Here is a 14,224-nt window from a genome sequence, read left to right on the forward strand (position 1 = left end):
TAATAGCCAGTCTAGAAGCTGCGCCATTAACCGTTGGCACGGCAGCGTAACGGGGGAGCATCTGATAGCATGCCCGCCGATTTCTGCCTGTTCGCCAGGCGCCAACCCAGTTATCGGCCGTTTCTCAAAAAGGGCCAGCTCGAGGTATTCATGGATTTGTGGACAGCCCTGCAGGTACTGATTCTTGGCATCGTGGAGGGTCTGACCGAATTCCTGCCGATCTCCAGCACCGGTCACCAGATCGTCGTCGCCGACCTGCTCGGCTTCGGTGGCGAGCGGGCGATTGCCTTCAACATCATCATCCAGCTCGGCGCTATCCTGGCGGTGATGTGGGAATACCGCCGCAAGATCCTCATCACCGTGTTCAACGTGCCGCGCCAGCGTCAGGCGCAGCGCTTCACCGCCAACCTGCTGATCGCCTTCCTGCCGGCGGTGTTCATCGGCGTGGCCTTCGCCGACCTGATCCATGAGTACCTGTTCAACCCGATCACCGTGGCCGCAGCACTGGTGGTGGGCGGCGTGGTCATGCTCTGGGCCGAGCAGCGCAAGCACGAGGTCACTGTGGAAGAGGTGGACGACATGACCTGGAAGGAGGCGCTGAAGATCGGCTTCGCCCAGTGCCTGGCCATGATCCCCGGCACCTCGCGCTCGGCGTCCACCATCATCGGCGGCCTGCTGTTCGGCCTGTCGCGCCGTGCGGCCACCGAGTTTTCCTTCTTCCTGGCGATGCCGACCATGGTCGGCGCCGCCGTTTACTCGGGCTACAAGTACCGCGACCTGTTCCAGCCCGGTGACCTGCCGGTGTTCGCCCTGGGCTTCGTGATCTCCTTCATCTTCGCCATGATCGCCGTGCGCGCGCTGCTCAAGTTCATCGCCAACCACAGCTACGCGGTGTTCGCCTGGTACCGCATCGGCTTCGGTCTGCTGATCCTAGCCACCTGGCAGTTCCACCTGATCGACTGGAGCAGCGCCCAGGGCTGATATGGAACAGCGCGGCTTCCTGAAGAGCTGGAACGACGATAAGGGTTTCGGCTTTATCCAGCCTGAGGGCGGTGGCGAACAGCTGTTCGTGCACATTTCCGCCGTGCGTGGCGACAAGCGTCCGCAGGCTGGCGAAGAAGTGCTCTATGTGCCGGGCAGCGACGCCCAGGGTCGTCCGCGTGCGCAGCACATGCGCCATGCCGGGCTCAGCCTGGATCGCCCGGCGATTCGGCGCAAGCCAGTCGTGGCAGCCAAGCCGTCCAAACCCGCCGCAGCGAAAGGCCCGCGCGCCACGCGCGCGGAGCGGTCAACGCAGTCGGGCATTCAACAGTTGCCACTCAAGCTGCTGATACTGCTTGCGCTGTGCGCGTTGCCGGTCTTGGGGAGTGTCGAGCTGCTGGGGCAGGGCGTGGTCTGGGTGGCGCTGGCCTACCCGCTGGTCAGCCTGTTCAGCTTCTGCCAGTACTGGCTGGACAAGCAGTCTGCGCAGAAGGGCCGTTGGCGCACGCCGGAGAACAGCCTTCACATCGCCGAGCTGGTGGGCGGCTGGCCCGGCGCCCTGATGGCGCAGCAGGTGTTTCGCCACAAGACGCGCAAGGCCTCGTTCCAGCTGGTGTTCTGGGCCATCGTCGTATTGCACCAGGCCTTCTGGCTTGACCGCCTGGCGCTGGGCGGTCGCTATCTAGGTCATCTGCTGCCGTTCTAGTCGAGCAGCAACCCCGCCTGGCGAATCTTCGGCAGCTTGCGCACCACTAGCTGGTGGGAGCGCTGCAGGCATTCGCGCAGTTCGCCGTCACCAAGGGGGAAGGGCGGCACCATGCTTACCCAATGCGCCCGCGCCAGATAGGGCGCCGGATGGATGCCGGGCCGGTCCACATAGCCGAGAAACAGCTCCGCGCCGACCTTGAACGCCAGGCGATCGCCCATGAAGTCGAGGATGGCGAACATTTTGTTGCCCGCTATTGAGAACACCCGGTTGCCGCCCCACTTAAGATCCTCGCGGGCGCCAGGCAGGCTCAAACAGTATGCGGCGATCTGCTCGTTGGTCATCAGGCTTCATTTCCCAGGCTGAACCGCGGCTACCCTAGCAGAACCGCGTCGCCTCTTCGCAAAGGAGTTCCTCCGATGTCGCTTTCCCTCTACCAGGCCTCGGTGCCGCAGTTCGTACGCATGTTCGGCAACCTCTCGACCATCCTCGACAAGGCAGCGGCCTACGCCGAAGCGAAGAAGATCGATCCCTCGGTGCTGCTGAGCGCGCGCCTGGCGCCGGACATGCACCCGCTGACCCGCCAGGTGCAGATTGCCAGCGATGCGGTGAAGGGCTGCGCGGCGCGCCTGGCCGGGGTGGATGTGCCGAGCTTCGCCGATACCGAAAGCAGCTTCGCCGAGCTGCAGGCGCGCATCACCAAGACCCTGGACTTCGTGAAGAGCCTGACGTCGGAGCAGATCGACAGCGGCGCCGGGCGCGAGATCGTCATGAAGTTCCCTGGCGCCGAGCTGAAGTTCACCGCCGAGGACTACCTGCTGCACTTCGTCCTGCCCAACTTCTATTTCCACCTCACCACGGCCTACGCGATCCTGCGTCACAACGGCCTGGAGATCGGCAAGATGGATTACCTGGGGCGCGTCTGAGTTTCGGTGTCTGCCCTTGGTGCGGCTGAGTAGTTTCTTAGCACCGTTGCAGGGCGACCGTTACCCGATGGAGCATTTCGCTCACGGCCGTCGGCAGCGCGAAGCCGCGTTGCCGTTACGGCAAATATATAGTTCTTAGTCGTTTGTTCTCCTGAGCTACGCTGGCATAAGCCTTGCTGTCGCAGGTTGCCAACCTAAACCCTCAGGAGCACAACTCCATGTCGCAGAAGTTTTTCAGAAAAGGCTTTCTGGCTCTCGCGGTAACCGCCGCGGCGGGCGCTTCTACCCTGGCTCAGGCGGATGTCGTGATCGGCGTCGCCGGCCCGCATACCGGCCCCAACGCCTCGTTTGGTGAGCAATACTGGCGTGGCGCGACTCAGGCCGCCGAGGACATCAACGCCGCTGGCGGCATCAACGGCGAGAAGATCAAGCTGGTCAAGGCGGACGACGCCTGCGAGCCGAAGCAGGCCGTATCGGTCGCCAACCGCCTGGTCGACCAGGACAAGGCAGTCGGCGTGGTTGGCCACTTCTGCTCGTCCTCCACCATTCCGGCCTCCGAGGTTTACGACGAGGCGGGCATCATCGCCATCACCCCGGCCTCCACCAACCCGCAGGTCACCGAGCGTGGCCTGGGCGCCATGTTCCGCATGTGCGGTCGTGACGACCAGCAGGGCGTGGTTGCCGGCGACTACATCGTCGACACCCTCAAGGCCAAGAAGGTCGCAGTAATCCACGACAAGGACACCTACGGTCAGGGCCTGGCCGATGCGACCAAGGCGCAGCTGGAGAAGCGCGGCGTCGAGCCGGTGCTGTATGAAGGCCTGACCCGCGGCGAGAAGGACTTCAACGCCCTGGTCACCAAGGTCCGTGCTGCCGGTACCGAAGTCGTCTACTTCGGCGGCTGCCATCCGGAAGCCGGCCCGCTGGTTCGCCAGATGCGTGAGCAGGGCCTGGACGCCAAGTTCCTCTCCGGCGACTGCGTGGTAACCGACGAGATGGTCACCACCGCCGGCGGCCCGCAGTACACCAAGGGCGTGCTGATGACCTTCGGCGCCGACCCGCGCCTGATCCCGGACGGCAAGGCGGTGATCGACAAGTTCCGCGCCGGCGGCTACGAGCCGGAAGGCTACACCCTCTACGCCTATGCCTCGATCCAGGCGCTGGCCGCTGCCTTCAACGGCGCCGGCAGCACCGATGGCGCCAAGGCCAGCGAGTGGCTGAAGGCCAACCCGGTCGCCACCGTGATGGGCAAGAAGGCCTTCGACGCCAAGGGTGACCTGAAGGTGTCCGACTACGTGATGTACGAGTGGGACGACAAGGGCAAGTACCACCAAATGCAGTAACCCCGCGGCACTCGGCCGGTCGGCGGGAGCCTCCGCCGATCGGTGCATTCCGGGAACGCTGGAAGGCTCCTGCAGTGTTTCAGCGCTTCCCGCCTGATTTGATAAGCACGGCCGCCTGGCCGTGCCCCGGACGAGAGCGCGTATGGACGGTATCTTCCTCCAGCAACTGATCAACGGCCTGACCCTGGGCGCGGTCTATGGCCTGATCGCCATCGGCTACACCATGGTTTACGGCATCATCGGCATGATCAACTTCGCCCACGGCGAGGTGTACATGGTCTCTGCCTACCTGGCCGCCATTTCCCTGGCCGTGTTGGCCTTCTTCGGCCTCGAATCCTTCCCGCTGCTTATCCTCGGCACGCTGGTCTTCACCATCTGCATCACCGGGCTATATGGCTATGTGATCGAGCGCATCGCCTACAAACCGCTGCGCAATTCCACGCGCTTGGCGCCGCTGATCAGCGCCATCGGCATGTCGCTGATCCTGCAGAACTACGTGCAGCTGGCCCAGGGCGCGCGCCAGCAGGGCGTGCCAACGCTGCTCGACGGTGCCTTCAAGTTCCATATCGGCGAAGGCTTCGTGCAGCTCAGCTACACCAAGGTGTTCATCCTGATCGCCGCCTTCCTCGGCATGGCAGTGCTGACCTACGTGATCCAGTACACCAAGCTCGGCCGCATGTGCCGCGCGACCCAGCAGGATCGCAAGATGGCCTCCATCCTCGGCATCAACACCGACCGGGTGATCTCCTACGTGTTCGTCATCGGCGCCTCGATGGCCGCGCTGGCCGGCGTGCTGATCACCATGAACTACGGCACCTTCGACTTCTATGCCGGCTTCGTCATCGGCATCAAGGCCTTCACCGCGGCGGTGCTCGGCGGTATCGGCTCGCTGCCGGGAGCGATGCTCGGCGGCATCCTGCTCGGCGTGGCCGAGGCGCAGTTCTCCGGCATGGTCAACACGGACTACAAGGACGTGTTCAGCTTCGGCCTGCTGGTGCTGATCCTGATCTTCCGGCCCCAGGGGTTGCTCGGTCGCCCACTGGTCGCCAAGGTCTGAGGGCGCGCGATGACATCTTCCATCGATATCAAACGCAGCCTGCTGGACGCGGTGCTGGCCGGCTTGGTGGCGCTGATCGTGTTCGGCCCCATCGTCGGCATCGTGCTCGACGGCTACAGCTTCAACCTGCAGCCCGAGCGCCTGGGGCTGATCGTCGCCGTCGTGGTGCTCGGCCGCCTGGTGCTCAGCCTGTTCCTGCAGACCGCCAGCGGCAAGCGCATCCTCGACGGCTTCGAAGGTAGCGGCTCCGGCGTGCACGTACTGCCGCCGGGCTATCGCAGCCGCCTGCGCTGGATCGTGCCGCTGCTGGTCGTGGCGGCGGTGATCTTCCCGCTCTTCGCCAGCAAATACCTGCTGACCGTGGTGATCCTCGGGCTGATCTACGTGCTGCTGGGTCTGGGCCTGAACATTGTGGTCGGCCTGGCCGGCCTGCTCGACCTCGGCTATGTGGCGTTCTACGCCATCGGCGCCTACGGCCTGGCGCTCGGTTACCACTACCTGGACCTGGGCTTCTGGACCGTGCTGCCGCTGGCTGCGCTGGCGGCAGCGGTGGCAGGGGCCATCCTCGGCTTCCCGGTGTTACGCATGCACGGTGACTATTTGGCCATCGTCACGCTGGGCTTCGGCGAGATCATCCGTCTGGTGCTGAATAACTGGCTGAGCTTCACCGGCGGCCCCAACGGTATGTCCGCACCGGCGCCGACCCTGTTCGGCCTGGAGTTCGGCCGGCGGGCCAAGGATGGCGGGGTGCCGTACCACGAGTTCTTCGGCGTGGCCTACAACCCCAACATGAAGTTCATCTTCATCTATGCCGCGTTGTTCCTGGTGGTGTTGCTGGTGCTCTACGTCAAGCATCGGCTGACCCGCATGCCGGTCGGCCGCGCCTGGGAAGCGCTGCGCGAGGACGAAATCGCCTGTCGCGCCATGGGCCTCAATCATGTGCTGGTCAAGCTCTCGGCCTTCACCCTCGGCGCCTCTACCGCGGGCCTCGCCGGGGTGTTCTTCGCCACCTACCAAGGCTTCGTCAACCCGTCGTCGTTCACCTTCTTCGAGTCAGCGCTGATCCTGGCCATCGTCGTGCTCGGCGGCATGGGCTCGACGCTCGGGGTGGTGATCGCCGCCTTCGTGCTCACCGTGGCGCCGGAGTTGCTGCGTGCCTTCGCCGATTACCGGGTGCTGCTGTTCGGCGTGCTGATGGTGCTGATGATGATCTGGCGCCCGCGCGGGCTGATCCGCATCAGCCGAACCGGGGTCGAGCCGCGCAAGGGGGTGGCGCCATGAGCGACAAGATTCTTCGCGTCGAGCACCTGATGATGCAGTTCGGCGGCATCAAGGCGCTCAACGACGTCAACCTGGATGTCGACCGCCACTCTATCACCGCCTTGATCGGCCCCAACGGCGCCGGCAAGACCACGGTGTTCAACTGCCTGACCGGCTTCTACAGCGCCACTGGCGGCAGCATCCTGCTGGAAGCGCGCGGGCGTAGCACCGACGTGATCAAGGTGCTCGGCCAGCCGTTCCAGGCGCAGGACTTCGTGCGCCCGGCGCAGTTCGCCAACCGGGTCTGGTACAAGATGTTCGGTGGTACCCACCTGATCAATCGCGCCGGCCTGGCTCGTACCTTCCAGAACATCCGGCTGTTCCGCGAGATGTCGGTGGTGGAGAACCTGCTGGTGGCCCAACACATGTTCGTCAACCGCAACCTGCTCGCCGGCGTGCTCAACACTCCCGGTTATCGTCGAGCGGAGAGCGAGGCGCTGGACCACGCCTTCTACTGGCTGGAAGTGGTCGGCCTGGTGGACGCCGCCAACCGCCTGGCTGGCGAGCTGTCCTATGGCCAGCAACGCCGCCTGGAAATCGCCCGGGCCATGTGCACGCGGCCGGAAATCATCTGCCTGGACGAACCGGCCGCCGGCCTCAACCCCTCGGAGACCGAGGCGCTGAGCCGGATCATCCGCTTCCTGCGCGACCACCACGGCATCACCGTGCTGCTGATCGAGCACGACATGGGCATGGTGATGAACATCTCCGACCACATCATCGTGCTCGACCACGGCGACGTGATCGCCCGCGGTGCGCCGGCGCAGATACGTAACGACGAGAAGGTGATTGCCGCCTACCTGGGTACCGATGAAGAGGAGCTGGTATGACGGCGCCGTTGTTGGAGTTTCGTGAAGTCGATGTGTTCTACGGGCCGATCCAGGCGCTGCACAAGGTCTCGCTACAGGTCAACGAAGGGGAAACGGTGGCGCTGATCGGGGCCAACGGCGCTGGCAAGTCGACCCTGCTGATGTCGATCTTCGGGCAGCCGCGCATCGGTGGCGGGCAGATCCTCCTGCGTGGCGAGGACATCAGCCGCAAGTCGGCGCATTTCGTGGCGTCCAACGGCATCGCCCAGTCACCCGAGGGGCGCCGGGTGTTCCCCGACATGAGCGTGGAGGAGAACCTGCTGATGGGCACCATTCCCATCGGCACCGCGCACGCCCAGGAAGACATGCAGCGCATGTTCGAGCTGTTCCCGCGCCTCAAGGAACGGCGCAATCAGCGGGCCATGACCATGTCCGGCGGCGAGCAGCAGATGCTCGCCATCGCTCGTGCACTGATGAGCCGGCCCAAGCTGCTGCTGCTCGACGAGCCGTCGCTGGGCCTGGCGCCGATCGTGGTCAAACAGATCTTCCAGACCCTGCGCGAGCTGGCCAAGAGCGGCATGACCATCTTCCTGGTGGAACAGAACGCCAACCACGCGCTGAAGCTGTCGGACCGTGGCTACGTGATGGTCACCGGGCAGATCCGCATGAGCGGCACCGGTGCCGAGCTGCTGGGCAACGAGGAAGTGCGCAACGCCTATCTCGGCGGGCACTGAAGGGGTAGGGCGGAAATGAAAAAGGCATCCCGAGGGATGCCTTTTTTCTTGCCGGCGCAGGCTTAGACGATCACGCCCTGGCTGCGCAGGTAATCGTCGTAGCTGCCGCTGAAGTCGGTCACGCCGTTGTCCGACAGCTCGATGATGCGGGTCGCCAGCGAGGACACGAACTCACGGTCGTGGCTGACGAAGATCAGCGTGCCCGGGTAGTTGTCCAGCGCCAGGTTGAGCGCCTCGATGGACTCCATGTCGAGGTGGTTGGTCGGCTCGTCCATCACCAGCACGTTGGGCTTCTGCAGGATCAGCTTGCCGAACAGCATGCGGCCTTGCTCACCACCGGAGATGACCTTGACCGACTTCTGGATCTCGTCGTTGCTGAACAGCATGCGGCCCAGGGTGCCGCGGATGGTCTGCTCGCCCTGAGTCCACTGGCCCATCCAGTCGAACAGGCTGACGTCGTCCTCGAAGTCGTGGGCGTGGTCCTGGGCGTAGTAGCCGACCTCGGCACTCTCGGTCCACTTCACCTCGCCGGCATCCGGGCTCATCTCGCCGACCATGGTGCGCAGCAGGGTGGTCTTGCCGATGCCGTTGGGGCCGATGATGGCCACGCGCTCGCCGGCTTCGACCTGGAAGCTGAAGTTCTTGAACAGCACCTTGTCGTCGAAGGCCTTGGACACTTTCTCGATGGTCACTGCCTGGCGATGCAGCTTCTTGTTCTGGTCGAAACGGATGAACGGGCTTACGCGGCTGGACGGCTTGACCTCGGCCAGCTGGATCTTGTCGATCTGCTTGGCGCGCGAAGTGGCCTGCTTGGCCTTGGAGGCGTTGGCCGAGAAGCGGCTGACGAAGGTCTGCAGCTCGGCGATCTGCGCCTTCTTCTTGGCGTTGTCGGCCAGCAGCTGCTCGCGCGACTGGGTCGCGGCAGTCATGTACTCGTCGTAGTTGCCCGGGAACAGGCGCAGCTCGCCGTAGTCCAGGTCGGCCATGTGGGTGCAGACCGAGTTCAGGAAGTGACGGTCGTGGGAAATGATGATCATGGTGCTGTTACGCGCCGTGAGGATGTTTTCCAGCCAGCGGATGGTGTTGATATCCAGGTGGTTGGTCGGCTCGTCGAGCAGCAGCACTTCCGGGTTGGAGAACAGCGCCTGGGCCAGCAGCACGCGCAGCTTCCAGCCCGGAGCGACTTCGCTCATCGGGCCGAAGTGCTGTTCCAGCGGGATACCCAGGCCCAGCAGCAGTTCGCCAGCGCGGGATTCGGCGGTGTAGCCGTCCATCTCGGCGAATTCGCCTTCCAACTCGCCCACCTTCATGCCGTCTTCTTCGCTCATCTCCGGCAGCGAATAGATGCGGTCACGCTCGGCCTTGACCTTGTACAGCTCCTCGTGGCCCATGATCACGGTGTCGATCACGGTGAATTCTTCGTAGGCGAACTGGTCCTGGCGCAGCTTACCCAGGCGCACGTTCGGCTCCAGCATCACCTGGCCGCCGGAAGGCTCCAGATCGCCGCCGAGGATCTTCATGAAGGTCGACTTGCCGCAACCATTGGCGCCGATCAGGCCGTAGCGGTTGCCGTTGCCGAACTTGACGGAAACGTTCTCGAACAGCGGCTTGGCGCCGAACTGCATGGTGATGTTAGCGGTAGAGATCACGACTGGAATCCTGGGGAACGGAGCGCGGCTGCGCAAAAGGGCGCGATTGTAGCGGTTTGCCGGGCTGCGCGCTTCTTTATCGCGCCGGGCGGCACTTTCATCGCATGTCGAGGGGAATGTGCCGTGACGGCATTGAGGCCGCGTTCTGTCGAGGCGCTGCTGCCGGCCAGGAGTTTCCCACCATCTTGTGGCTTATCTATAAGCCAGGAAGCCGTACCGATAGTGCAAGTGCTGGTAGTAGGCGAACAGCTGCAGTGCTGAATGACGCCTCCAGTGTTGGAAGCTGACTAGTGTTGCTGACAGCTATCGGCCAATAGCAGTCCGTCGTGTCCGGAGTGGATCGGGTCGAAATAGCATGCGCGAATCCTCTCAGAGCTTTCACGTCACCGCATTGGCGGTCGCGACTTCGCTCTACGAATCCTCGCTTCGTGACAGATCAACCGCACTCATTTGTCGAGTCTGGCCATACCGATGGCAACTGCTGCAATAGCTGGCCGCGCAGTGTGACTCGACAATCGATCCCCAATGTTCAGCTAACCGTCCAGGTCAACTTTAGCGGCAGAGCTAAAGCAGTCCGGGGATAGTTTTTGTCGTTAGTAACGAGCGGGGATAACAAGAATGAATGCCATTGCTCCGGATGGTTTGGCTCTAGCATCCAAGAGTTTTGTGGAGCTTCTTTTTCATTGGGAACTGACCAAACCCGAAGATGTGTATCTGGTTCAGCCCGATGCAGAAGGTACCGCCAGAAGCTACAGCTGGGTCGTGGTGGCGGATCAGGTGCGGCGCATGGCCGGTTACCTGAAAACCCTGGATCTGCCGCCGGGCAGCCGGATTGCGCTGCTGGGCAAGAACAGCGCTCACTGGGTCATGGCCGATCTGGCGATCTGGGTAGCGGGGCATGTCTCGGTGCCGATCTACCCGACGCTCGACGCTGACAACTTCGGCTATGTGCTGGAACACAGCGAGGCGGCGCTGCTGTTCATCGGCAAGCTGGATGGCAATGGCGACAACTGGGCGCAGCTAGGCCCGGCCATTCCCTCTGGCCTGCCTTGCATTCGCCTGCCGTTCTCGCCCGAGGTCGATGCGCCCCATTGGGAGAAACTGGTCGCGGCGGCAATGCCATTGCTGCAGCCGGTAGCGCCCGAGCCATCGGCGCTGGCCACCATCATCTACACCTCCGGCAGTACAGGGCGACCCAAGGGCGTCATGCACTCGTTCCAGAGCATGTCCGCGATTCTCGAGGGCACCAGGGCCGAGTTTGGCTTCACCGAGCAGGAGCGCTTTCTCTCCTACCTGCCCTTGGCGCACACGGCGGAGCGGGCCTACATCGAGTGCCTGTCACTGTACTGCGGCTCGCAGGTGTTCTTCGCCTGGTCGCTCGATACCTTCCGCGCCGATCTGCAGCGCGCCCGGCCGACCGCGTTCTTTTCGGTGCCGCGGCTGTGGAGCAAGTTCCAGGCGGGAGTCAATGCGCAGATCGCGCCCTGGCTGCAGCGCTGGCTGTTCAACATCCCGCTGCTCGGTCGCCGGGTGAAGCGCGGGGTGCTGGCCGGTCTCGGTTTGGAGCATGCCCGGCTCGCCATCACCGGCTCCGCGCCGCTGCCGCCGGAAGTCTTTCGCTGGTACCAGAGGCTCGGCCTGGAGATGAAGGAGGTCTACGGGATGACCGAGAACTTCGGTTATTCCCATGGCATTCGCCGCGATGGCGCCGTGCATGGCTGCATCGGTCGGGCCAATCCGGGGGTGTCGTGCAAGCTGTCGGACACCGGCGAGATCCTGGTGAAGAGCCCCGGCGGCATGCTGGGCTACTACAAGAACCCGGAGAAAACCACCGAAGATCTGACCGCCGATGGCTACCTGCGCACCGGCGATCTCGGCGAGCTGGACGCGGCGGGGCGCCTGCGCATCACCGGGCGCTCCAAGGATCTGTTCAAGACCGCCAAGGGCAAGTACGTGCCGCCGGCGCCCATCGAGCAGCAGCTGGGCAACCATCCGCTGGTCGAGGTCTGCTGCGTGTGTGGCGAAGGCATGCCCCAGCCCGTGGCGCTGCTGGTGCTGAGCGACAGCGCCCGCGCCGAGGCTGCCGACCTGCGTGCCCGGGAGGCCATGACGCTGGAGCTGGAAGACCTGGGCCGCAAGGTGAACGCCGGCGTGCCCAAGGAAACCGCCCTGCATTGCCTGGTGGTGGTGCGGGAAAGCTGGAGCATCGACAGCGGCCTGCTCACCCCCACCATGAAGATCAAGCGCCACGAGATCGAGCGCCACTACAGCGCGCAGATCGCACTCTGGTCGAACTCCCGCACCGCCGTGCTGTGGGAGTGACGGTGCCACCCGCGCCATCCCTTCACCCAATCCCAACCCCAGGAGGCTCCCATGCAGCGCCGCCCGTTCGAACCCGAGATGGAGCAATTCCGCGACTCGGCCCGCAAGTTCTTACAGCAGGAAATTCGCCCGCACAGTGAAAGCTGGCGCGAGGCCAACATCGTCGACCGCGAGGCCTTCCGCAAGGCCGGCGCGCAGGGCTATCTGTGCATGTGGGCCGACGAGCAATACGGCGGGCTGGGGCTGAAGGACTTCCGCTACGAGCAGATCCTCATCGAGGAGAACAGCCTGCACGGCGACCGCGGCTATTTCATCACCCTGCACAGTCGCCTGGTCGGCCCCTATATCGAGCATTTCGGCAGCGCCGAGCAGAAGCAGCGCCTGCTGCCGGGGATGATCAGCGGCGAGACCATCCTCGCCATCGCCATGACCGAGCCCGATGCCGGCTCCGACCTGGCCGGCATGAAGACCCGCGCGGTGGAGCAGGACGATCACTGGCTGCTGAACGGCTCGAAGACCTACATCTCCAACGGCATCAACGCCGACGTGGTGATAGTGGCGGCGCGCACCCATGCGGAGAACCCGCACGGCGTCACCCTGTTCCTGGTGGAGCGGGGCATGCCGGGCTTCGAGCGCGGGCGCAACCTGCAGAAGATGGGCCTGAAATCCCAGGACACCGCCGAGCTGTTCTTCCATGACGTGCGGGTGCCCAAGGCCAATGTCCTGGGGCAGGTACATGGCGGCTTCTACCACCTAATGCAGGGCTTGGCGGAAGAGCGCCTGATCGCTGCCTGCAGCAGCGTCGCCGCGGCGCGCCTGGCGCTGGAGCTGACCCGCGACTTCGTGCGCGAGCGCAAGGTGTTCGGCAAACCCCTGAGCAAGCTGCAGAACACCCGCTTCAAGCTGGCCGCGCTGGATGCCGAGATCGATATCGCCCAGGTCTATGTGGATCGCTGCGTCGAGGCGCACCTGCAAGGCCAGCTGGATGCGGTGGATGCTTCGCGCGCCAAGCTCTATGCCAGCGAAGTGTTCGGCCGCATGGTGGACGAGGGCGTCCAGCTGCATGGCGGCGCCGGCTATATGGAAGAGTACGAAATCTGCCGCCTGTATCAGGACGAACGGGTTGGGCGGATTCTCGCCGGCACTTCGGAAATCATGAAGGAAATCATCGCCCGCTCCCTGCTGGACTGATGTGGCAACAAAGGCCACATCGCTGTCCGCTCTCGCTATAGATGGCGAATAGGCGCGAACCAATAATTCCAGGCGCCAACAGTTATTCAAACAAGTTCGAGTTCACCCGGTTTGTAACTGGATGGAGCGGGTCGTTTTCGGCTGTTGAATTGGTTCGATTCAACTTAGGCGGCGACTTCGAAGTTACTGAGTCGCAAGACTCGTTAAATGGCCTAGCGCCACTCTTAATGTTTATCCCCAAGAGGCAGTCATGACCGAGGCTTATATTTACGACGCCGTGCGCACGCCGCGCGGCAAGGGCAAGAAGGACGGCGCGCTGCACAGCGTCAAGCCGATCGACTTGGTGGTCGGCCTGCTCAAGGCGCTGCAGGAGCGCAACCAGCTCGATACCGCCCAGGTCGACGATGTGGTGCTCGGCTGCGTGACCCCGATCGGTGACCAGGGCTCGGATATCGCCAAGACTGCCGTGCTGGCCGCCGACTGGGCCGAATGTGTGTCCGGCGTGCAGCTCAATCGTTTCTGCGCCTCCGGTCTGGAGGCGGTGAACATCGGCGCGATGAAGGTGCGTTCCGGTTTCGAGGATCTGGTGGTGGTCGGCGGCGTGGAGTCCATGTCGCGCATCCCCATGGGCTCCGATGGCGGAGCCTGGGCGCTGGATCCGGCCACCAATATGCAGGCCAACTTCGTGCCTCAGGGTGTGGGCGCCGACCTTATCGCCAGCATCGAAGGCTTCTCGCGCACGGATGTCGACAGCTTCGCCTTGCGCTCGCAGCAGAAGGCCGCGCGTGCCAGCGCCGATGGCTCGTTCAACAAATCGTTGATTCCGGTGACCGACCAGAACGGCATCGTCATTCTCGACCACGACGAATTTATCCGTGGCGATTCCACTTTGGATGCCTTGGGCAAACTCAAGCCAAGCTTCGAGATGATGGGCCAGATGGGCTTTGACGCCACTGCCCAGCGTAAGTACAGCCATGTCGAGCGCATCGAGCATGTACACACGCCGGGTAACAGCTCGGGCATCGTCGATGGCGCTGCGCTGATGCTGATCGGCTCCGAAGCCAAGGGCCGCGAGCTGGGCTTGAAAGCACGCGGGCGCATCGTTGCCACCGCCGTGACCAGCACCGACCCGACCATCATGCTCACCGGCCCGGCGCCGGCCACCCGCAAGGCGCTGGCCAAGGCC

At 63.8% G+C, this 14,224-nt stretch carries 13 protein-coding genes; 11 read left to right on the plus strand and 2 right to left on the minus strand.

What is annotated here, in order from left to right:
• The first annotated feature begins 150 nt into the window (after nucleotides 1-150).
• Complete coding sequence (locus PTT45_RS11820; protein WP_273813490.1) at nucleotides 151-981, plus strand: undecaprenyl-diphosphate phosphatase; 831 nt, start codon at nucleotides 151-153, stop codon at nucleotides 979-981.
• Between the two features lies 1 nt (nucleotide 982).
• Nucleotides 983-1,687 carry a DUF1294 domain-containing protein gene (locus PTT45_RS11825; RefSeq protein ID WP_273813491.1) on the plus strand — a complete coding sequence of 235 codons (705 nt, stop codon included), beginning with the start codon at nucleotides 983-985 and terminating at the stop codon, nucleotides 1,685-1,687.
• On the opposite strand, the gene PTT45_RS11830 is transcribed toward PTT45_RS11825, so the two are convergent.
• Entirely contained in the window at nucleotides 1,684-2,031 is a 348-nt protein-coding gene (locus PTT45_RS11830) for an MmcQ/YjbR family DNA-binding protein (protein ID WP_273813492.1), read from the minus strand. The two genes, PTT45_RS11825 and PTT45_RS11830, sit on opposite strands and share 4 nt — an antisense overlap.
• 75 nt (nucleotides 2,032-2,106) lie before the next feature.
• Between PTT45_RS11830 and PTT45_RS11835 the strand changes: the two genes are divergently transcribed.
• The 6 genes from PTT45_RS11835 (at nucleotide 2,107) to PTT45_RS11860 (ending at nucleotide 7,876) form a co-directional block, all read left to right on the plus strand.
• Entirely contained in the window at nucleotides 2,107-2,613 is a 507-nt protein-coding gene (locus PTT45_RS11835; protein WP_273813493.1) for a DUF1993 domain-containing protein, read from the plus strand.
• Nucleotides 2,614-2,831: 218 nt separating this feature from the next.
• Nucleotides 2,832-3,956, plus strand: coding sequence for a branched-chain amino acid ABC transporter substrate-binding protein (locus tag PTT45_RS11840; protein WP_273813494.1), 1,125 nt, complete (start codon nucleotides 2,832-2,834; stop codon nucleotides 3,954-3,956).
• Nucleotides 3,957-4,098: 142 nt separating this feature from the next.
• Nucleotides 4,099-5,013: an ABC transporter permease subunit gene (locus PTT45_RS11845; protein WP_043309764.1), complete on the plus strand. Its 915-nt coding sequence runs from the start codon at nucleotides 4,099-4,101 to the stop codon at nucleotides 5,011-5,013.
• Nucleotides 5,014-5,022: 9 nt separating this feature from the next.
• A complete protein-coding gene (gene livM, locus PTT45_RS11850) occupies nucleotides 5,023-6,294 on the plus strand; it encodes a high-affinity branched-chain amino acid ABC transporter permease LivM (RefSeq protein WP_273813495.1) in 1,272 nt (423 codons plus the stop codon).
• On the plus strand, nucleotides 6,291-7,163 hold the full coding sequence (locus tag PTT45_RS11855) for an ATP-binding cassette domain-containing protein (RefSeq protein WP_273813496.1): 873 nt from the start codon (nucleotides 6,291-6,293) through the stop codon (nucleotides 7,161-7,163). The genes livM and PTT45_RS11855 overlap by 4 nt, the downstream gene beginning before the upstream one ends.
• Nucleotides 7,160-7,876, plus strand: a complete 717-nt coding sequence (locus tag PTT45_RS11860; RefSeq protein WP_273813497.1) for an ABC transporter ATP-binding protein — start codon at nucleotides 7,160-7,162, stop codon at nucleotides 7,874-7,876. The genes PTT45_RS11855 and PTT45_RS11860 overlap by 4 nt, the downstream gene beginning before the upstream one ends.
• 62 nt (nucleotides 7,877-7,938) lie before the next feature.
• On the opposite strand, the gene PTT45_RS11865 is transcribed toward PTT45_RS11860, so the two are convergent.
• Complete coding sequence (locus PTT45_RS11865; protein WP_273813498.1) at nucleotides 7,939-9,525, minus strand: ABC-F family ATPase; 1,587 nt, start codon at nucleotides 9,523-9,525, stop codon at nucleotides 7,939-7,941.
• A 618-nt stretch (nucleotides 9,526-10,143) separates the two neighbouring features.
• Here PTT45_RS11865 and PTT45_RS11870 point away from each other — a divergent pair.
• From PTT45_RS11870 to PTT45_RS11880, 3 genes are all read left to right on the plus strand, one after another.
• On the plus strand, nucleotides 10,144-11,847 hold the full coding sequence (locus PTT45_RS11870) for an AMP-binding protein (protein WP_273813499.1): 1,704 nt from the start codon (nucleotides 10,144-10,146) through the stop codon (nucleotides 11,845-11,847).
• Between the two features lie 51 nt (nucleotides 11,848-11,898).
• Nucleotides 11,899-13,038 carry an acyl-CoA dehydrogenase family protein gene (locus PTT45_RS11875; protein ID WP_273813500.1) on the plus strand — a complete coding sequence of 380 codons (1,140 nt, stop codon included), beginning with the start codon at nucleotides 11,899-11,901 and terminating at the stop codon, nucleotides 13,036-13,038.
• 250 nt (nucleotides 13,039-13,288) lie between these two features.
• Nucleotides 13,289-14,224: acetyl-CoA C-acetyltransferase (locus PTT45_RS11880; protein WP_273813501.1), on the plus strand; the 936-nt coding region annotated here is incomplete at its 3' end.

It is taken from the genome of Pseudomonas sp. Gutcm_11s, from assembly GCF_028649395.1.
Classification (GTDB): Bacteria; Pseudomonadota; Gammaproteobacteria; order Pseudomonadales; family Pseudomonadaceae; genus Aquipseudomonas.